Source organism: Streptomyces sp. SD31 (assembly GCF_052068475.1).
Taxonomy (GTDB): domain Bacteria; phylum Actinomycetota; class Actinomycetes; order Streptomycetales; family Streptomycetaceae; genus Streptomyces.
Genome location: NZ_JBQHCX010000001.1, coordinates 198,863 through 217,500, shown reverse-complemented (window position 1 = coordinate 217,500; position 18,638 = coordinate 198,863). Strand labels below are relative to the sequence as shown.

General features: G+C 70.4%; 15 protein-coding genes, 1 tRNA gene and 2 pseudogenes. 8 read left to right on the top strand and 10 right to left on the bottom strand.

The genetic code is table 11. The annotated features are described in order from the left end of the window. Positions 1–9 precede the first annotated feature (9 nt). Positions 10–843 carry a triphosphoribosyl-dephospho-CoA synthase gene (locus ACTMVF_RS00960; protein WP_441269023.1) on the top strand — a complete coding sequence of 278 codons (834 nt, stop codon included), beginning with the start codon at positions 10–12 and terminating at the stop codon, positions 841–843. On the opposite strand, the gene ACTMVF_RS00955 is transcribed toward ACTMVF_RS00960, so the two are convergent. From ACTMVF_RS00955 to ACTMVF_RS00945, 3 genes are all read right to left on the bottom strand, one after another. Then, complete coding sequence (locus ACTMVF_RS00955; protein ID WP_441269022.1) at positions 818–1,198, bottom strand: hypothetical protein; 381 nt, start codon at positions 1,196–1,198, stop codon at positions 818–820. The genes ACTMVF_RS00960 and ACTMVF_RS00955 overlap by 26 nt on opposite strands. A 179-nt stretch (positions 1,199–1,377) precedes the next feature. Next, positions 1,378–2,844 carry an aminopeptidase P family protein gene (locus ACTMVF_RS00950; protein WP_441269021.1) on the bottom strand — a complete coding sequence of 489 codons (1,467 nt, stop codon included), beginning with the start codon at positions 2,842–2,844 and terminating at the stop codon, positions 1,378–1,380. 118 nt (positions 2,845–2,962) lie between these two features. Next, positions 2,963–4,474: a PP2C family protein-serine/threonine phosphatase gene (locus tag ACTMVF_RS00945; RefSeq protein ID WP_441269020.1), complete on the bottom strand. Its 1,512-nt coding sequence runs from the start codon at positions 4,472–4,474 to the stop codon at positions 2,963–2,965. Positions 4,475–4,974: 500 nt separating this feature from the next. On the opposite strand from ACTMVF_RS00945, the gene ACTMVF_RS00940 reads away from it, so the two are divergent. After that, complete coding sequence (locus ACTMVF_RS00940; RefSeq protein WP_441269019.1) at positions 4,975–5,634, top strand: bifunctional DNA primase/polymerase; 660 nt, start codon at positions 4,975–4,977, stop codon at positions 5,632–5,634. A gap of 56 nt (positions 5,635–5,690) precedes the next feature. Beyond that, complete coding sequence (locus ACTMVF_RS00935; RefSeq protein ID WP_441269018.1) at positions 5,691–6,359, top strand: hypothetical protein; 669 nt, start codon at positions 5,691–5,693, stop codon at positions 6,357–6,359. 243 nt (positions 6,360–6,602) lie between these two features. Here ACTMVF_RS00935 and ACTMVF_RS00930 read toward each other — a convergent pair whose 3' ends face one another. From ACTMVF_RS00930 to ACTMVF_RS00920, 3 genes are all read right to left on the bottom strand, one after another. Further along, positions 6,603–7,568 (bottom strand): DUF5926 family protein, encoded by a 966-nt coding sequence (locus tag ACTMVF_RS00930; protein ID WP_441269017.1) that lies wholly within the window; start codon positions 7,566–7,568, stop codon positions 6,603–6,605. A gap of 147 nt (positions 7,569–7,715) precedes the next feature. Beyond that, positions 7,716–8,354, bottom strand: coding sequence for an ATP-binding protein (locus ACTMVF_RS00925; protein ID WP_441269016.1), 639 nt, complete (start codon positions 8,352–8,354; stop codon positions 7,716–7,718). Positions 8,355–8,631: 277 nt separating this feature from the next. After that, positions 8,632–9,459 (bottom strand): glycerophosphodiester phosphodiesterase, encoded by an 828-nt coding sequence (locus ACTMVF_RS00920; RefSeq protein WP_441269015.1) that lies wholly within the window; start codon positions 9,457–9,459, stop codon positions 8,632–8,634. A gap of 277 nt (positions 9,460–9,736) precedes the next feature. Here ACTMVF_RS00920 and ACTMVF_RS00915 point away from each other — a divergent pair, with 277 nt between their 5' ends. The 3 genes from ACTMVF_RS00915 to ACTMVF_RS00905 all read left to right on the top strand — a co-directional run bounded on the left by ACTMVF_RS00915 (position 9,737) and on the right by ACTMVF_RS00905 (position 13,488). Continuing rightward, positions 9,737–11,332, top strand: a complete 1,596-nt coding sequence (locus tag ACTMVF_RS00915) for a trypsin-like peptidase domain-containing protein (protein ID WP_441269014.1) — start codon at positions 9,737–9,739, stop codon at positions 11,330–11,332. A gap of 363 nt (positions 11,333–11,695) precedes the next feature. Next, complete coding sequence (locus ACTMVF_RS00910; RefSeq protein WP_441269013.1) at positions 11,696–13,273, top strand: serine/threonine-protein kinase; 1,578 nt, start codon at positions 11,696–11,698, stop codon at positions 13,271–13,273. 128 nt (positions 13,274–13,401) lie between these two features. Beyond that, positions 13,402–13,488 (top strand) — tRNA-Ser (locus tag ACTMVF_RS00905). A gap of 174 nt (positions 13,489–13,662) precedes the next feature. Here the strand turns inward: ACTMVF_RS00905 and ACTMVF_RS00900 are convergent. Then, positions 13,663–14,357 (bottom strand): annotated as a pseudogene (locus ACTMVF_RS00900) (GntR family transcriptional regulator). A gap of 528 nt (positions 14,358–14,885) precedes the next feature. Here ACTMVF_RS00900 and ACTMVF_RS00895 point away from each other — a divergent pair. Together ACTMVF_RS00895 and ACTMVF_RS00890 are read left to right on the top strand one after the other, a co-directional pair. Further along, positions 14,886–15,296 (top strand): hypothetical protein, encoded by a 411-nt coding sequence (locus ACTMVF_RS00895; RefSeq protein WP_441269012.1) that lies wholly within the window; start codon positions 14,886–14,888, stop codon positions 15,294–15,296. Positions 15,297–15,921: 625 nt separating this feature from the next. After that, positions 15,922–16,155, top strand: a pseudogene (locus ACTMVF_RS00890) (hypothetical protein); the annotation flags it as partial. Positions 16,156–16,211: 56 nt separating this feature from the next. On the opposite strand, the gene ACTMVF_RS00885 reads toward ACTMVF_RS00890, so the two are convergent. From ACTMVF_RS00885 to ACTMVF_RS00875, 3 genes are all read right to left on the bottom strand, one after another. After that, the gene (locus ACTMVF_RS00885) at positions 16,212–16,745 is read right to left on the bottom strand and encodes a DinB family protein (RefSeq protein ID WP_441269011.1); all 534 of its coding nucleotides are present in this window, start codon (positions 16,743–16,745) and stop codon (positions 16,212–16,214) included. Positions 16,746–16,885: 140 nt separating this feature from the next. Beyond that, positions 16,886–17,317 (bottom strand): hypothetical protein, encoded by a 432-nt coding sequence (locus ACTMVF_RS00880; RefSeq protein ID WP_441269010.1) that lies wholly within the window; start codon positions 17,315–17,317, stop codon positions 16,886–16,888. Between the two features lie 179 nt (positions 17,318–17,496). Beyond that, positions 17,497–18,363: a bifunctional DNA primase/polymerase gene (locus ACTMVF_RS00875; protein ID WP_441269009.1), complete on the bottom strand. Its 867-nt coding sequence runs from the start codon at positions 18,361–18,363 to the stop codon at positions 17,497–17,499. Between the last annotated feature and the right edge of the window lie 275 nt (positions 18,364–18,638).

The following is an 18,638-nucleotide window of genomic DNA, read 5'->3' as shown; positions in this document are numbered from 1 at the left end:
GGCACGGCCATGAGCAGCCGCGAGGACGAGGCCCTGGCGCAGGCCGCCGTGACCGCGCTGACCGGGCAGCTGGCCCTGGCCCCCAAGCCGGGCCTGCCCGACCCGCGCGATCTCGGCGCCCGCGCCACCCGCCGCGACCACCGCCTGCTGCGCTGGTCGGCCAAGGCGCTCGCGCCGGGCCTCGCGGCGATGGCCGCCGCGGCCCGGCGCACGGGCGAGCCGACGCCCGCGCTCCGCGGCGAACTGGGCGCGATCGGCCGGTGCACCGAGCACTCGGTGCACCTCGCGGGCGGCGGCCACCGGGGCGCGCTGTGGGCGCTCGGCCTGCTGGTCGCCGCGGCCGCGCTCGACCCCCGGGCCGGGGCGCGGGACGTAGCCGCCACCGCCAAGCGGATCGCCGCGCACACCGACAAGCGCGCCCCGCGCAGGCCCTCCCGGGGCTCCTCGGTGTCCGCGAAGTACGGCGCCGCCGGGGCCCGGGGCGAGGCCCGGGCCGGATTCCCGCACGTACGGCGGGCCCTGGACGCGCTGGCCGGCGCCCGCTCGGCCGGCGCCACGGAGGAGCAGGCCCGCCTGGACGCCCTGCTCACCGTGATGTCCACCCTCCAGGACACCGAACTGCTCTACACCGCGGGCCCCCTTGGCCTACGGCAGGTCCAGGCGGGAGCCCGCGCAGTCCTGGAAGCGGGCGGTACGGCCACCGAGGCCGGCGCGGCGGCCCTGGTCGTCCTCGATGCCGACCTGCACGCGCGCGCGTGGAGTCCGCGGGGGAGCGCGGGGCTGCTCGCGGGGGCGCTGTTCCTGGACGCGCTGCCCGTCACGGCACGAGCACGGGCCGCCTGACGGCCTCTCGCGCCCGGCGACCGGCGGCCCACCGAGCCGCCGGTCCCATCGCGTACGACGCCGCCAGCACGGCCCCGCCCAGCAGCAGCCAGCCCGGCGTCCCCCACTCCACGAGCAGGGCCGTCAGCAGGAGCGGGCCGAGGGTGCGGGCGATCGTGACGCCGGTCCCGAACAGGCCCTGGTACTCCCCGACGCGACTCTCCGGAGCCAGGTCGAACGACAGCTGCCAGGAACCCGCCGACTGCCCCATCTCGGCGACCACTTGAAGCACCGCACCCACCACCAGGAAACCGGCGGCCACCCACAGCGAGGCGCCCGCCGACAGCGCGAACACCACGCACGCGGCGAGCATCACCCAGCCCGCACGCCGTACCGCGCGCGTGGCGGTGGACAGCGGGGCGACATGGGTTCCCGAGCCCTGCCGAGCGCTCAGATACCCTCGGCGACGAGCTGGTCGTAAGGGCGACAGGCCCCCACAACCCGCAGACGCAATGATGGCCGGACACCCTTCGGTATCCGGCCATCAAACAGACGTCAGCCCTTCAGGGACGCCATCCAGCTCTCTACCTCATCCGACCGCCGAGGCAGCGCAGCCGACAGATTCCGGTTCCCATCCTCCGTCACCAGAATGTCGTCCTCGATCCGCACACCGATACCCCGGTACTCCTCCGGCACGGTCAGGTCATCGGCCTGGAAGTACAACCCCGGCTCAACCGTCAGCACCATCCCCGGCTCCAGCACACCCTCCACATACGTCTCCGTCCGCGCCGCAGAGCAGTCATGGACGTCCATGCCGAGCATGTGCCCCGTCCCGTGCAGCGTCCACCGCCGCTGCAGCCCCAGCTCCAACACCCGCTCCACCGGCCCCTCGACGAGCCCCCACTCGACGAGCCGCTCGGTCAGCACCCGCTGGGCCGCGTCATGGAAGTCCCGGTACTTCGCACCCGGCTTCACCGCCGCGATACCGGCCTCCTGGGCCTCGTACACGGCGTCGTAGATCTTCTTCTGGATCTCGCTGTACCGGCCGTTGATCGGCAGCGTCCGCGTGACGTCGGCGGTGTAGTACGTGTGCGTCTCGACGCCCGCGTCGAGCAGCAGCAGATCACCCGACCGCACGGGCCCGTCGTTGCGCACCCAGTGCAGCGTGCAGGCGTGCGGACCGGCCGCGCAGATGGAGCCGTAGCCGACGTCGTTGCCCTCCACGCGCGCGCGGAGGAAGAACGTGCCCTCGATGTAGCGCTCGGAGGTCGCCTCGGCCTTGTCGAGGACCTTCACGACGTCCTCGAAGCCGCGCACGGTCGAGTCGACGGCCTTCTGCAGCTCGCCGATCTCGAAGTCGTCCTTGACCAGCCGCGCCTCGGAGAGGAAGACCCGCAGCTCCTCGTCCCGCTCGGCGGTGACCTTGTCGGTCAGCGCGGCCTCGATGCCGGCGTCGTAGCCACGCACGACGCGCACGGGGCCCGTCGCCTCGCGGAGCTTGTCCGCCAGCTCGCGCACGTCGGCGGCCGGGATGCCGTACAGCTTCTCCGCCTCGGTCAGCGAGTGCCGGCGGCCGACCCACAGCTCGCCCTGGCCGGACAGCCAGAACTCGCCGTTCTCCCGGTCGGAGCGCGGCAGGAGGTAGATCGTCGCCTTGTGACCGTCGGCGACGGGCTCCAGGACGAGGACGCCGTCCTCGGTCTGGTTGCCGGTGAGGTACGCGTACTCGACCGACGCCCGGAAGGCGTACTCGGTGTCGTTCGAGCGGGTCTTCAGGTTGCCCGCGGGAATCACCAGACGCTCACCCGGGAAGCGCGCGGACAGCGCGGCGCGCCGCGTGGCGGTCTCGGCGGCCTGGGGAATCGGCTCCAGGTCGCGCAGCTCCGTGTCGGCCCAGCCGGACTTCATGTTCTCGGCGAGCTCGTCGGACACGCCCGGGTACAGGCCGTTCTTGCGCTGCTTGATGGGTTCCTCTTCGGCAGTCTCCGGGGTCTCCGAGAGCTCTTCTGCCACGGCGGTCATCCTCCTCGATACGGCACTGGACCCCGTCCATCGTACGGTCGTACAGAGGGGAGCCCAGGGTCGAATGACCGTTACGCAGAGGTGCTATGGCCACGGTCCCGGAACCCGTTATGACTGCCTAGTCGAACCGAGCCGCCAGCAGCACCACGTCCTCCTCGCTGTCCGCCCGGTCCAGCCCGTTCGGCAGGACCGTCCGCAGGACGTGGTCGACGACCGCGTCCGGATCGTGCCGCAAGGCCCTCGGCACCCCGGCCGCCGCCGAGTGCAGCCGGGTGAACGCTCGGTCGGTGGGGTCGCCGGTGCGGTGCAGCAGCCCGTCGGTGTAGAGCAGAACCGTCTCTCCGGCTTCCGCCGTCAGCTCCACGCTCGGTGCCTCCCAGCAGGCCAGCATGCCCAGCGGCGCGGACACGGAGGTCTCCACGAACTCCGTGCGCCGATCGCCGATCAGCAGCGGCGGGGTGTGCCCGGCGCCGGCGAGCGTGATCTTGCGCAGGGCGGGCTCGCAGTAGGCGAACAGAGCGGTGGCGCAGCGGGCCGGCTCGGTGAGTCTGAGCAGCAGTTCCAGGTCGGACAGGACCGCGACCGGGTCCTCGCCCTCCATGACGGCGTACGCCCGCAGACTGGCCCTCAGTCGTCCCATCGCGGCGATGGCGCTGGGCCCGGACCCGGTCACCGAGCCGACGGCCAGGCCGAGCGCGGCGTCCGGCAGCGGCAGCGCGTCGTACCAGTCGCCGCCCCCGCGCGGGCCGGTGCGGTGCCGCGCGGCGAGCTGCACGCCGGCCATGCGGGGCAGGCGGGAGGGGAGCAGCTCCTCGGCCATCGTCTTCATGCACGCGCGTGTGCGCTCGACTTCGAGGAGCCGGGCCAGGTGCTCGGTGGCGTAGCGGGCGTACAGGCCGACGAGGTGGCGTTGGCGTTCGGCCGGTTCGGCGGGCTCGTCGTACAGCCACACGGCGGCGCCGAGGCGGCCGGCGGTCTCGGTGGACAGCGGGAGCGCGTAGCTCGCGGCGTAGCCGAGGCGTGCGGCCACCTCGCGATGGCGCGGGTCGAGTCCGTCCGCGGCGAACAGGTCGGGCTCGGCGATCTCGCCGTCACCGCCCGGGAGGCCGTCGAGGATCCTGCCGAACGACAGGGAACTGCGCGGGACGGTCTCGAGGTGGCCGAGGTCGGCGCGGGCGAGGCCCAGTCCGATCGTCTTGTCCGGGCCCAGCCCGTCAGCCGGTTCCAGCACGACGAGGCCGCGCCGGGCACCCACGAGGGCGGCTCCGGCGCGCAGCAGTTCCTGGAGGGCTTCGGCGAGTGCGTCCGTGCGGGCCAGGCGCTCGGTGAGTTCGTGGAGTGTCGTGAGGTCCGAGACCCAGCCGGCGAGACGGTCCTGAAGCAGCGCCCCTGGTGCGTGGGGTGGGGGGACCGCTGAGGTTCCCGAGGCCACGGGCGCGGGCGCGACAGTGTGTGCGGGCGAGGGAACCGTTGAATCGATTCCGGCCACTTTCGGAGGGTGAGGGGCGTTCATGGCGTCCGGCTTTCCAGCCGGTGCGTATTGCTCAAAAGCATCGCAAACCCCCATGTCATTCTGCGCCGGTAGCAGTGTCTCCACATGTACACGCACTCGTGAGGGGATGTCCAGCATTGTCCTGCCGGGATTCCTGGTGTCCGTGGGTAACCAGAGCACTCGGCGTACACCTCTTGCATAAAGGCAAAGTTGGCCTAAAACTGCCTCAGGGAACGGGGTATTGCGGTCGACTGGTTTCGCTCCACAGAGCGTCACAGCGGTCGTGATGGGTACGTACTCGGTGAAGACCAGGGGTGGTTGACAACCACCCGGAACCTGGTGACGGACCCGGGCGTCTTAGCCACCGACGGCCGGCCCCATCCTCCCGCGGCGGAGGCGAAGAGAAATACGCGCGACGCTAAACGCCAGACTTCGCCACCCCACGCCACGCCCATGCTTTTGATAGACGCAGTACGGGCGAGGTCGCCGCGGAAGCAGTCAACGTTCGGCCCATAGGGGTTTCCCCTGCCCAAGGCAGGGGTGTGATGCGCCAACAGGTACGCACAGTGAAGTGATCGACACATGGTGTGATGTGACCACGGTGTTGCCAGCGGTGCAACGGAAAGGAACGAGCGCTCATGCGCGAGATCCTCGGAAGGCGACGCAGGCTCCTGCGCGGCGACGGGAGGCCTGAATTGATCAGCGCGGCCCTGTCCTTCGCGACGGAATGGCGCTGGCCGGTACTCCCAGGCGTGACGACGCACCCGCAGGGGCATTCCCGCTGCGGCTGCCCCGACCCGGAGTGCACGGTGCCCGGCGCCCACCCCTTCGACCCCGGCCTCCTCGCGGCCACCACCGACGAGCGCATGGTGCGCTGGTGGTGGACCAACCGGCCGACGGCGCCGATCATCCTCGCCACCGGCGGCACGGCACCCTGCGCGGTCAGCCTCCCCGCCCTGCCGGCCGCTCACGCACTCACCGCACTCGACCGCATGGGCATGCGCCTCGGCCCGGTCGTCGCCTCGCCCGCCCGCTGGGCGATCCTGGTGAAGCCGTACTCCATGGAGCAACTGGGCGAACTGCTCTACGCCAAGGACTTCGTCCCCGGCTCCCTCCGCTTCCACGGCGAGGGCGGCTACCTCGCCCTTCCCCCGTCCGAGACGGGTCAGGGCCCCATCACCTGGCAGCGCGCCCCACTGCCCGGCTCGGCCTCCCCGTGGGTGCCGGACGTGGAGGCGGTGGTGGACGCCGTGGTTGAGGCCCTCACTCGTACGGGTGTGAGCGCGCCCGAGTTGTAGGGCCGAACGGCGCGCGCGGAACGGCACATGCCCGAGCGGTCGTTACATTCCGCTGTATGCCGCGTCAAAGCAGGGGAAATAGGGCACCGTCGTCGCATCGCCGCGGGCCGAGTCGTAGAAGAATCCGTCTGATCGCCTTCGCGTCCGTCGCGGCGGCCGCGGTCGCCCTGCCGCTGGCCTGGGCGGCCGCCGGCCAGGTCGTCGACGCGAGCCGGGCCGCCGGACGCACGTCCGCGCGTGAGGCCGTACGGCCCTCACCCCATGCTCCGAAGGACGGTGCCGTACGCCCGTCCCGCCCCGCCGACGCCAAGGCGCCCGCCGCCGAGTCCGTCGACTCCTCGCTGCTGCTCGGCCTGGGCCTTGCCACCGCCGCCCGCTGCGGTCCCGAACTCACCTCCCCCGAAGGCGTCGAGGCGCAGACCTGCGTCCTCACGCAGGGCGACGAGACCTGGGCGCGCACCTACTTCCGCAACGCGACCGGCGGCGCGCTGGACTCCGTGCTGAGTCTCATGGGGCCCGGTGGGCGCACGGTGCAGATGCGCTGCGCCGGGGGCGCCGAGGACGAGCCGGGGACGTGCGAGACGCCCCGGGAGCGCACTCGGGGGAATCTGGACGCCTACACGGCGGTCGCGGAGTTCGCGTCCCGGGCCGGGAGCGGTCCGCTGCTGCTGCGCTCCGCGAGTAACTCCTCGCCGGACAATTCCGGGACCGCTGCGGGCGGTTGACAGGCGGCGCCATTCCGTAAAGGAGTGCGCACATGGAAAGACCCGGTTGCTGGCGACGGGGGATGCACCAGCAACCGGGCTACTGGAACGGTAACAAGAGATCGGCGGTTCGCAAATTCGATCCGGGCTTTCCAGTCACGGATTCCCTTGCTCCGCATGGGAGTTGTGAGGGGACTCACCCTTCCCGGGCGGACCGGTTCGGCTGAACGGCCGTTCAGCCGAACCCGATCTCCGCACTGCTCGTCAGCTGAGCGTGACCTGCCGGTTGGTCAGGCCGCCACGCGCGCGACGTTCGTCCGCGGTGAGCGGCGCGTCGGTGGCCAGGGCCGCGGCGAGGCGCTCGGCGAACTCCGCCGCCGGCTTCTCCACGTCCTCCGCGCCGACGCCGCTGGGCAGGTCCCAGACCGGCACGGTGAGGCCGTGAGCGCGGAAGGAGCCCACGAGACGGGTGCCTTCGCCGAGGTTCGACTTCCCTGCCGCGTGCAGCCGCGCGAGGGCGTCCAGAAGTTGCTCCTCGGGGTGCGGCATGACCCAGCGCAGGTGGTTCTTGTCCGGCGTCTCGCACCAGTAGGCGGAGTCCACGCCGTTCAGTCGCACGGTCGGGATGGCCGCGGCGTTGGCCCGCTCCAGGGAGGCGGTCACCTCCGGAGTGGCGTTTTCCGCGTCCGGCACCCAGAACTCGAAGCCCGTGTGCACAACTGGCTCGAACGCGCCTTCGGGGTCGAGCAGATCCTGCAGCCGCGGACCGTCGACCGGGGCACGGCGTCCCTGCACCGGGGTGCCGGGCGGCGCGGTGAGGGCCTGCTGGAGTGTGTCGGCGAGGTCGCGGCTGATGTCGCCCGATGCCGTGTCGTTCTGTAGGCCGAGCAGGACCGAGCCGTCGTCGCGGCGCAGGGCCGGCCAGGCCATCGGCAGGACGGTGGCCAGGGTGACGGACGGGACGCCCTCGGGGAGGCCGCCCTTCAGGGTCAGCTCGACCGTGGCGGCCGGCACCAGTTCGCGCAGTGCCACCCAGTCGCACTCGCTCGGCAGCCCCTCGAACGGGCGGTGCACCAGCTCGGTCACCGCGTGCGCGGCGGCCCGGCCGTGGCAGGCCTTGTAGCGACGGCCGCTGCCGCAGGGGCACGGCTCGCGTGCGCCGACTACCGGGATCTCTCCATCGTTGAGCTGCGGGCGCTTGGCCTTGGTCTGGGGTCGCTTCTTGGCCATCGTGGGTGTCTCCCGGTTACGGCTCGTCTCGTACGGCGCGAGCCTAGCCGTTCACGCCATGCGGGACGGGAGCCTGTGGACAACCCACCGGGTCGTGCCGGAAGCAGCGCCTCTGGCGGAGCAGCGCCTTCGCCGGAACCCGTGCCGTCAGTCCAGGTCGTCGAAGGCGTCTGCGAAGTCGAGGCCGGATATCGCGCCCACCGTCGGCGCTGCGACGCGCGTAGCGAAGTCGTCGCGGCGGTGCCCGGCATCCGGATCATGAATGGCGTCGTGGACCACGACCCAGACCGTGACCTCTCCCCGGGCGTCGTCCCGCACGCCCCAGTCGTCGGCAAGGGCGGTGATGATGTTCAGCCCGCGGCCGCCGTGTGCGGTGACCGAGGGCGTGGCCGGAGCGGGGCGGGTGGGCCCGCCGCCGTCCGTCACCTCCACGGTGAGCCTGCCGCCCGCGTCCACGCGCCAGGCGGCCCGCACATCACCGTCCCCGGACAGTGCGTCACCGAGCGGCCGGCCGTGTTTGCAGGCGTTGCTCAAGAGTTCGGAAAGAATCAGTACGGCATCGTCGATGACCGATTCCGACACCCCGCCCCTGCGCAACTGAGAGCGCATACGGTGTCTCGCTTTCCCCACGCCCGCAGGGCCATGGGGTACGGCCATGCTCGACGACGTGGGCACCTCCTGTGCCACCACCAACGCCACCCCCGAGACCTCCTTTGCCCCACGCCACGGTGTGGATGCCCCATTGGCCTGTACCGGAAACCGGCCAATCAACGTCCGGTGACGCACTCGCAACGATCGAATACGGACCGAACGCGCCGGAGCACTCCCTGTAATCGAGATGGCTGGAATTCGACGGTGTGACCGGGAGTGGAGGATGGGGCTCAAGGGGCTGCGGGGTCAAGAGGTTGTGCAGGGATTGATGAGGTTTTAGGGGTTTCCGGGTGTGCGGTTTGCTGGGGCCACTTGCTCCCGGCCGTGCGTCGACCGTGCTCCGGCCCGTGCGTCGACCGTGCTCCGGCCCGTATGCCGACCATGCTTTGGCCGCGTCGGCCACGCGCGCGTGTCAGCGGCCGAGCTGGCTCAGCACCGCGCGGGGGCGGTTGGTGATGATGGCGTCGACGCCCAGTTCGACACAGAGGTCGACGTCCTCGGGCTCGTTCACGGTCCAGACGTGCACCTGGTGGCCGGCCCGCTTCAGGCGCTCCACATACGCCGGGTGACTGCGCACGATCCGGATCGAGGGGCCGGCGATGCCGACGCCCGCAGGCAGCCGTCCGTCCCGGAGCCTGGGTGAGACGAACTGCATCAGATAGACGGTCGGCAGCGTCGGCGAGGCGGCACGCACGCGATGCAGTGAGCGCGCCGAGAAGCTCATGACGCGCACTGGGGACTCGTCGGCCGAGGCGGGCGCGTCGAGCCCGAACCGCTTCAGCAGGACCAGCAGCCGCTCCTCGACCTGCCCCGCCCACCGGGTCGGGTGCTTGGTCTCGATCGCCATCTCCACGCGCCGCCCCGCGTCGGCGACGAGCTCCAGCAGCCGCTCCAGGGTGAGTACGGAGGTGTCCTCGGGGTCCTCCGGCCGGAACTCCCAGTCGGGCTCCTCGGTCCGGTTCTTCCACGAGTCGCGGTTCTTGCGGGAGCCGAAGTCCAGGGCGGCGAGCTCGGCGAGCTCCAGGGCGGAGACCGCGCCGCGGCCGTTGGACGTACGGTTGACGCGGCGGTCGTGGACACAGACGAGATGACCGTCCGCGGTGAGGCGTACATCGCACTCGAGGGCGTCCGCGCCGTCCTCGATCGCCTTCTTGTACGCGGCCAGGGTGTGCTCGGGAGCGTCTTCGGAGGCTCCGCGATGGGCGACGACTTGGATCTGCTGCTGCCGTGCGTGGGTCACCGCGTCATGGTCCCACCGCAGGCGGGTAGACGTGCGGCCGGAGCGGTCTTGAGGATGCTGGGATTGCGCCTGTTTAGTCGTAAGTGCCCTATATAAAGAGTGGCCGTGGACCCACAGCCACCGCTTATGGTGCTCTGACGGCTTGTGGGAAAAGCTGACGGCATACAAAAAGACATGCACAGCTGAAGCGCACCCACCGCCGACGAATACTGGTCGGCGTGAACGGGCGTGACCGAGTGCGACCGAAAACTACAGCCGTGGATCGAGGAGAGAAGCTGTGAGCACCGAGAACGAGGGCGCCGCGGTACCCCCGGCCCCGTCCGCACCTCCCGTGCCGGTGGATGCTCCTGCTGCTCCGGCATCCCAGGAGCGCCCGGCGTCCGAGGGCGATGCCGCCCCGACCGCTCCGCTCCCGCCGGTGCCGAACGGCGCCCCGGCGAACTCGAACGGCACTCAGCCGTACGCCGCCGAGGCTGCCGCGAACGGGTCCCAGCCGTACGCCGCCGAAGGGGCTTCGAACGGCGCCCAGCCGCCCGCCGCCCCGGCCGCCTCGAACGGCCCCCAGCCGCCCGCCTCTCAGGGCTCGGCCCCCGACGCCTCCTGGCCGCCTCCGCCGCCGCCCACCCCGCCGTACGCCGACAGCGGCGCCGTCGCAGGGGGTGCCGGTGCCGGTGCCGGTGCCGGTGCCGGTTCTGGTGCTGGTGACGGTGCGGGCTCCGGCTGGGGTGCCACCTACCAGCAGCCGGCGCCGAAGTCCGGCCGTGGGCGCGGCGGACTGCTCGCCGCGGTCCTCATCGCCGCGCTGGTCGCGGGAGGACTCGGCGGCGGCCTCGGCTACACCCTGGCCAAGAACGACGACAACAGCTCCTCGACGACCGTCTCCGCCGCCGACAGCGGTGGCGACATCAAGCGTGACCCGGGCACGGTCGCGTCCGTGACCGCCAGGGCACTGCCGAGCACCGTCACCATCGAGGCCGAGAGCAGCAGCGGCGAGGGCGGCACCGGCACCGGCTTCGTCTTCGACACCGAGGGCCACATCGTCACCAACAACCACGTGGTGGCCGACGCGGTGGACGGCGGCAAGCTCACGGCGACGTTCCCGAGCGGCAAGAAGTACGACGCCGAGGTCGTCGGTCACGCGCAGGGCTACGACGTGGCGGTGATCAAGCTCAAGAACGCCCCGTCGGACCTCAAGCCGCTGACGCTGGGCAACTCCGACGACGTGGCGGTCGGCGACTCGACGATCGCGATCGGCGCCCCCTTCGGCCTCTCCAACACGGTCACGACGGGCATCATCAGCGCCAAGAACCGCCCGGTGGCCTCCAGCGACGGCACCGGCAGCAACGCCTCCTACATGAGCGCCCTGCAGACGGACGCCTCGATCAACCCCGGCAACTCCGGCGGCCCGCTGCTGGACGCGCAGGGCAACGTCATCGGCATCAACTCCGCGATCCAGTCCGCCGCCAACGGCCTGGGCGGCACCAGCCAGTCCGGCTCGATCGGCCTCGGCTTCGCCATCCCGATCAACCAGGCCAAGTACGTCGCGCAGCAGCTGATCAAGACCGGCAAGCCGGTGTACGCCAAGATCGGCGCCTCCGTCTCCCTGGAGGACACCACCGACGGCGCCAAGATCACCGAACAGGGCGCCAGCGGCTCGGACGCCGTAGAGGCGGGCGGCCCCGCCGCCAAGGCCGGCCTCAAGCCCGGCGACGTCATCACCAAGCTCGACGACAGGGTGATCGACTCCGGCCCCACCCTGATCGGCGAGATCTGGACGCACAAGCCCGGCGACAAGGTCACGATCACCTACGAACGCGGTGGCCAGTCCCACACGGTCGAACTCACCCTGGGCTCCCGCACGGGCGACAGCTGACGCCACGGCCACGCGCGCGTGTACGTCCGGCTCCGACCAGAGCCGACGGCACGCGCGCGTGTTCGTCTGTTGATCCTGTTTGCTGCCCTTGCTCTGGGGAGGGGCGGGCGTATTCGGGATCGGCGGGAACCAGGACGCGACGCACCGGCGTCCTCGCCGCCGGGAGGGCGCCCGCCGCACTGTCGTTCGCCGAGGTGATGGCCCGGCCGGACGGCCAGGGAGCTGCTCGCCGGCCGGCAACGGGTGTGGATGGCGTTGCGCGCACGGGGAGTTGCCGTTCGAGGGCGACCGTGTCCATATGTTCGGATGGGCTATGGTGCCTTCTCGACCTCGACTGTTCGCGAATGGGAAGCGGAGCCGCGAATGGTGATCAGACAAGGGGGCGGTCTCGCGGTGTCCGATCTCGGGCGGCTCGTCGCCGGCAGGTATCTGCTGGTGGAGCGGGTGGGCAGCGGCGGTATGGGTACCGTCTGGCGTGCCGAGGACAAACTGCTCGGCCGCCACGTCGCCGTGAAGAAGCTGCACATCCCGCCCCACCTGCAGGACGACGAGATCCGCACGCTCCACGAGCGCACCCGCCGCGAGGCCCGCAGCGCCGCCCGGATCACCCACCCCAACGTGATCGTGGTGCACGACGTCGTCGATGACGAGGGCCTGCCGTGCATCGTCATGGAGTACATCCCCTCGGTCACGCTGAGCGACGTACTGGATCGGCGCGGTGCGTTGCCACCCGAGGAGGCCGCCCGGATCGGCAGGGCCATGGTCGCCGCCCTGCGCGCCGCCCATGACGCCGGGGTCCTGCACCGGGACGTCAAACCCGCCAACGTTCTGCTCGGTGACGACGGGCGGATCGTCCTCACCGACTTCGGGATCGCCATGGAGTCGGGTACGTCCTCGCTGACCAAGCCTGGCGAGTTGATCGGCTCCATCTGCTACCTGGCCCCCGAACGACTCAGGGGCGCGCATCCCGAGACCGGTCCCGCCAGTGATCTGTGGGCCTTGGGTGCGACGCTGTACCAGGCGGTCGAGGGGCGGGACCCGTTCCGCCGCGACACCCCGATCGAGACGGCGTACGCCATCGCCACCGATCCGTACGAGCCCTCGCGCAGGGCCGGGGAGCTGACTCCGGTGATCGAGGGTCTGCTCGTCAAGGATCCCGAACAGCGCATGGACGTACACGAGGTCGAACGCCGCCTGGGCGAGGTGACCGGTCCCCGGACCGCCCGCCTCGATTCACCCACGCGACCGGACCGTGCCGAGGGTCTCGCGCCTCCCGGCGACAAGGGCGTGGGCAAGGGCAAGGGCAACCGCCGCCGTACGGTGATGCGGTCGGTCCTGGCGGTGACACTCGCCGCCTGTCTGGCGGGCGGCGCGCTGTGGTGGCTCAAGGGCAGCGCCGACGATCCGAGCACGCATGCGTCCGGCTCCGGGGCGTCCACTCCCTCCCCCACCGTCAGCCCCCGTCCCAGTCCCAGCCTCACCGTGCCGCCGGTGCCGGCCGGGTACCACCTCAAGGAGCCGGACACCGGCATCTCCGTGCCCGTGCGGGACGGCTGGACCCGCAAGACGTTGCCCGGCGGCGAAGTCGGCTACATAGACCCGTCGGAACTGGTGGGCCTGCGGGTGAACGTCGTCGAGTTCGCGGGCACCGATCCGCTGCGGCACTGGCGTGAGACGGAAGAGGAACAGACCGCCCGCGACAATCCCGGCTACGAACGGGTGAGGATGGCCGAGACGACCTTCCGGGGACGGCCTGCCGGGTACTGGGAGTTCACCTTCGACGGCAGAGCACGCAAGTACCGCGCGGCGGAGCTGGCCTTCGCGAGTTCCGACGGCACCCAGTACGTGATCTACCTCTCCGCGCCGGACGAGCAATGGCACGAGTACCGGCCGGTCTTCGACACCGCCGTCAAGGGAGTCCGCCTGAGCGACGACACCTGACGGCGAGCCCTTGCGTCCCGCCCAGGCCCCCGGCACTGAAGCAACCGCACCCCATACGGACCATGTACCCCGCGACACGCTCACGGCCGGTACGCTGTACCCGCTCCGCCCCTGGTGGGCCGGGGCGAGGTGGGTTGCCCGAGCGGCCTAAGGGAACGGTCTTGAAAACCGTCGTGGCAGCGATGTCACCGTGGGTTCAAATCCCACACCCACCGCGCGATGAGCAGTGAGAACGGCCCCTGACCAGGTCATATGGTTGGGGGCCGTGGTTCTGTGCGGTGCCCGCTCGTAGCCGTGTCTGCCCGTGGTTTCCCGTGCGATCGGGCACGGATGGGGCACGGACAGGGGCACGGATGAGCCGCGAGATGACCACGGCATGAGTTGGCCGGCTAACGGTTGATCGGAATCTCGTAGACGATCTCGCAGTGAGCAGCGGGCACCACGATGTCCGCCGTCTCCACGGGGCGCCCCTGGTCGCTGTAGTAGCTCCGGCGGATGTGCGTGACCAGGGCGGCCTTCTGGATGCCGAGAAGCGATGCTTCCTCGGCGGTCGCTTGCCGCGGTTCCGGCTGCTCTACGGCGTGGCTGACGGCGACCCCGATCTCCGCCATCCGGTTCACGACGCCGGCTCCGGCGTGCGGCCCTCCCTCGGGCAGGACGACGAGAGTGCCGGCGGTGAGGTCGTACGGTTCCCAACTCGTCGACAGCTGCACCGGCCTGCCCTCGGCGAGGAACTCGTACTCGGTACGGACGCACAGGTCGCCCTCGGCGATACCGAGACGAGCCGCGATTTCTGCCGGCGCCGGGACCTTGTCATCGGTCCGGCTCTCCCAGTCCCCCTGCCTGCCCACAGCCTTCATGTCCGCGCGAAACGGGGAGCTCTCGGGCCGCTCGCGCGCCGATGAACGGACGACCCGCACACGCTGCCGGGGCTCAGCGACGTAAGTGCCGGACCCTGCCCGACGCTCCAGTACGCCCTGGGAAATCAGCAGCACCGACGACCGTGACGGCTGCATGTCCCGCCTGGCGGACAACATTGAGTCGGTCCAACTCGGGATGACAGCCGAACTCCTGGAGCATGCACAGGAAGTACTCGGCGACGAGACCGTGAAGTTGGGGGAGCTGCGACCTCTGACGAGACAGCTGACGAAGCCTTGCAGGACGTGCTCCGTGTCGCGACGAGCCGTGGGCTCCTCTTGGCAGTGAGCGATTCTCACCACTCGTGAAGCGGCCCTTCCACTCTCGATCTGATGCGCTTGTGGTGCGAGGTGTGGTGTGGTGCAGTGTGCCACCACACCCTGCGCCCTTCTGATCCGTAGCTCCACAGAGATCGGTCAGTGAAGCTCATACAGGTCGTCTCACGGTCTGGGACAGGCGTTGCTGGACCGGGGCGGTTGATGTGGTCGCTGTACTTCGCTGCTGTACCACCACAGATGCCAGGCGTGCCACAACGGCGGTCCGTTGGAACACCCGACGCCTTTGACCTTTCCTCGGCCCAAGAAGATCACGATGTCGCGCCGGCGGCTGTGGTGTAGGGCGGCTGACGCCGTACGACAGCATGCGAGGCGCCACGGACGGGATAGTTCCGCCAACGGAGGGGCAAGGAGCTCCCATGGGGGATTCAACCGCCGGGCCAGACGAAGAACAGGCAGCGGCCAACCGACTGTGGCAGCACTGGCTCCATGAAGACAACGTCCGCTACCAGCAGGGGAACCTGTTCTTGGTGGCGCAGTCCCTCTTGGCCGTGGCCTACGGCACCATCCTGACCGCTGGTGACACAAACCTCCCTTCAGCTCGCGTGATCGCGGCGTTCGGAATCGTGTTCACACTGACCTGGCTGTATGTCGCACACCGCCACTTCAGGTACTTCCGAGCGATCCAACGCCGCGCAACCGCGATGTTCGCTGAGTACGCGGAGACCCTGACGTGCCGACCACCAGGTTGGAGCTCTCTGCCGCTGATCGTTTACGCACTACCCTCATTTGCCGCCCTGATGTGGCTGGTGTTGCTAGTGATCACATAGCCGATCGTGCGCTGCCTCCTGGTTTCCAGCGCGCCGCCCTCAGCTTGGGAAGCTGCGATCACTCGTGGTCAGATTGAGTGCTGACCTGGGAAAACGGCTGAGCGCCGGTGTTGGCTGCGGCGCCTGTGTTCCCAGTGATTCCCCGCTGTTCCCCGCTCGATCTGGCGCGGTTGGGGTGCGCGGCCGACCGGCTGCACCGAACGGTCGATCAGCGTAGGGTCCGCTGTCAGTGCCTGCGGCTATGGTCTCGAACGCGCGGTCGGCTTCCGGGGGTTCCAGCTCTGAAGGGAATGGTTGCATCCCTGGCCTGTCTGGGGGCGGCCCGGAGACTCGTCCGGGACCTAACCGACGGCTGGGCTTCGTTGATGGCCAAGCGATGACCTGCCAGCGCCGACCGCGCACCACCTCTCGCCAGGGCCGACGGCAGGAGCACGCTTTCCAACTGTGGTGGTGGTCCTGTGGGTCTCGGACGGGGCCTTCACCTGCGTTCATGGGCGGCCGTCCGCCTGAGCGGATACCGCCTTGGGCCTCGCCTGAACGGCCGTGAACGGCGCTGAATGAGACGGAAACTGAGACGGACGGCGGGGCCAGGCCCGCTAGCATCTCCGCTGTTGAAGCGGGAGTCATGGCACTGGTCCGCAAGGGATCACGACTGATCGTTGTCGACGGCACGGCCTACCGATGGCGGCTGCGAGGCAGGCCTACGTACTTCCAGGGGCTGGCCTGGTCGCCGTGCACGTTCGCGGTCGAGCATGCAGACACCCCGGGGGCAACGCTGGTGGTCACCACCGACCAGCCGCATCCGAGCAACTGGATCGGTCGCGAGGCTGAGCCTGTACTGCCGTCCGGTGTTGCCGCCGGATTTCCGGGCGCCCCTTCTCGCAGATCATGAGGACGGCCGGCCCTTGGCGCGTCTCACGAGTTCTTCTTCTCCGGCGCCCGTAGCAGCCTCAACTGCCCGATCTCCGCGACGTTCTTCATGAGTTCGGCGTTCACCCAGCCGATCATGTGGGCGACGGTGTACTGCGCGTCGTTCGGCCAGGGGAACGCCGCCGGGGCGTCCAGGTCCGTGTCGTCGAGCCGTTCCAGCGCGGCCAGCCAGTCCGCGCGCAGGTCCCGCAGCCAGGTGACGGTCGCCATCCCGTCGCCGGGCCAGGTGATGTCGGTCCGCTCCCGGGGCGGGCGGCCCCCGAGATGGTCCGTGGCCACGCTCCACCACCAGCCGATGTGCCAGCTCACCCACGCGATGGTCGGCACGGGGACGGGATCGGGTTCGGTGTCCGCCCAGTCCGGTACCCAGGTGCCGTCTGCGGCCGGGCGCACCGTCCAGCAGTGCGGCCCCGGTTCCCACAGGAAGTCCTCGGGGCGGAGCCGTTCGAGGTGGTACTCGAACAATGCCCAGGTGAGATCGAACTGCCAGCGCACCAGGTCACGTCGGGAAGTGCTCATCGGCCGACCCTGGCAGACGGGGACCCCTTCGGGGCAAGTCGATTTCTCCGCCACGGCTGTCGTTGGAGGGACGTGGGGCCAGAGTTCGTGGTCCCGTTCCAGGCCGTAGGCCCGTTCTGGAGCTCGTAGCCGTGGTCCGGCTAGAGCTCGTAGTCCCGCGCCAGCCCCTCCCAGTCGACCTCCCGCAGTGCCTCCTCCGCGTCGCAGCCGGACGGCACGCGCGCGGTGGGCTGGAACCAGATGATCGTGAGGGCGGAGCGATACAGGACCGGGTCGTGGTCGCGGTCGAGGGCCGTGGAGTGGAAGGCGCCCACGCAGGCCACCGACGGCAGTACCTCGACCGGGCCGAACGCGCCCGCGTACTGGTCGGGATACTCGCGCCGCGGCGGGACGAGGTGCACCGGCACGGCGGGGTGGGCGTGCTCCGCGGCGCGGAAGAGGCCCTTGATCGTCATGTCGTTGACCGGCTTGCACGGGTAGCCCTCCAGCATTCCGCCGTACGTCGAGGAGAGCCGCAGCTCGGAGAGGTCGAGCGAGCGGCCGGATGCGAGGACGACGCGGGTCAGCGACATGGTCGGCACTCTAGGGCGGTGGTGCATCGAGCTCCCATGAATTTCAAGGTGCAGGTGCCTGTCAGGCGCCTGCGGGCACCGGACGTCCAGTCGGGCGCCTGCGGGCACCGGACGTCCAGTCAGGCGCCTGAGGGCACCGGGACGCCTCGTCGGGCGCGCGCCGAGGCCCGCGCGCGCCGTCAGGGCCGGTGCCCCGTCATCCGGGCAGCCGACGCGATCGTCGCGCGGGCCTCGCGTTCGGTCAGGCCGGTGTTGAGGGCCGCCTCGACGAGGGGGTCGGCGAGGGCGGGGCCGATGCCGTCCTCGTAGGCGCGGCAGGCGGCCCAGAACAGGCGGGTGTTGCGCTGGCCCTCGTGGGCGGCGAGCACGAACTGGACGAGTCCCTGCCCGTGACCGCCGGTCGACGGGGGCGTGGGGTGGTGTGTGCGGGGCGGAGGGAGCAGAAGGCGCAGGAGGGCGCGCGGACAGGGCGCGGGGGCGATGTGGGAAGTGCCGGGGGCGGTGCTGTAGACGCCGTGGTCGGTGCGGGAGCCGGGGCCGACCAGGTAGCCGCCGGCGCCGCGGATGTCGATGCCGGGTGCGAGGCGGCCCGCCGAGTTGGGTACGACGACGTCGGGCGGGCCGGTCAGCCAGAGGTGGCGGCCGCCGCTGGGGGTCAGGACGACCACCGTGGGCGGAATCGTGAACAGGTGACGCAGCGCCAGTTCGCGCAGGGCGGTAGAGGAGTCCGTACCGGATTTGGTGTCGAGGTCGATGCCGATCAGGTGGTGCGGGGGCAGGCCGCATGCGATGCCGTAGCCCGTGGCCCAGGGGGCGGCCGCGAAGAGTTCGCGGATGCGGGCGGGGTCGGTGGAGGCGTCATAGACGCCGTGTCCGAGGCGGCCGCATTCGCCGTGGCAGGGGGCCGGGCCGGGGTCGTCGCGGTGCGGGGAGCGCAGGGCCGGGAGCTTCGTCCGGGACAGGGGGATGACGGCCAGTCCGCGTTCGGCGGCTGACAGGGCGTGTGCGAGGGCCAGCGTCGTGGCCTGCCGGTCGGTGGTGGCCATGACTCCATGTTCGTACGAATGTTCGAAAAAGGGAAGGGGGGAGGGGTGTGACCCCCGGCGACTCGCCGGGCGACTCGCCGGGCGGCTCGCCGGTCGGGGGAGGTTTCATCGGCGACCGTCTGGAGCCTTTCGTCCCTGGTGGGGCTTGAGGTGGAGCTGTCCGTACCACCCCGTCTTGGATGGCTAGAAGTGACGAAAGGGGTTTATCGACTTGTCATCACGCTTCAGGGCGAATAGCGGCTTCCGGGGTGGTTCGCCGGGGATTCGGTGGGCAA

What these genes read in the sequence shown, in the direction of transcription:
- ACTMVF_RS00960 (WP_441269023.1), top strand. Translation starts at nt 10, where the DNA reads ATGAGCAGCCGCGAGGACGAGGCCCTGGCGCAGGCCGCCGTGACCGCG.
- ACTMVF_RS00950 (WP_441269021.1), bottom strand. Translation starts at nt 2,844, where the DNA reads ATGACCGCCGTGGCAGAAGAGCTCTCGGAGACCCCGGAGACTGCCGAA.
- ACTMVF_RS00945 (WP_441269020.1), bottom strand. Translation starts at nt 4,474, where the DNA reads ATGCTGGACATCCCCTCACGAGTGCGTGTACATGTGGAGACACTGCTA.
- ACTMVF_RS00940 (WP_441269019.1), top strand. Translation starts at nt 4,975, where the DNA reads ATGCGCGAGATCCTCGGAAGGCGACGCAGGCTCCTGCGCGGCGACGGG.
- ACTMVF_RS00935 (WP_441269018.1), top strand. Translation starts at nt 5,691, where the DNA reads ATGCCGCGTCAAAGCAGGGGAAATAGGGCACCGTCGTCGCATCGCCGC.
- ACTMVF_RS00930 (WP_441269017.1), bottom strand. Translation starts at nt 7,568, where the DNA reads ATGGCCAAGAAGCGACCCCAGACCAAGGCCAAGCGCCCGCAGCTCAAC.
- ACTMVF_RS00910 (WP_441269013.1), top strand. Translation starts at nt 11,696, where the DNA reads ATGGTGATCAGACAAGGGGGCGGTCTCGCGGTGTCCGATCTCGGGCGG.
- ACTMVF_RS00895 (WP_441269012.1), top strand. Translation starts at nt 14,886, where the DNA reads ATGGGGGATTCAACCGCCGGGCCAGACGAAGAACAGGCAGCGGCCAAC.
- ACTMVF_RS00885 (WP_441269011.1), bottom strand. Translation starts at nt 16,745, where the DNA reads ATGAGCACTTCCCGACGTGACCTGGTGCGCTGGCAGTTCGATCTCACC.
- ACTMVF_RS00880 (WP_441269010.1), bottom strand. Translation starts at nt 17,317, where the DNA reads ATGTCGCTGACCCGCGTCGTCCTCGCATCCGGCCGCTCGCTCGACCTC.
- ACTMVF_RS00875 (WP_441269009.1), bottom strand. Translation starts at nt 18,363, where the DNA reads ATGGCCACCACCGACCGGCAGGCCACGACGCTGGCCCTCGCACACGCC.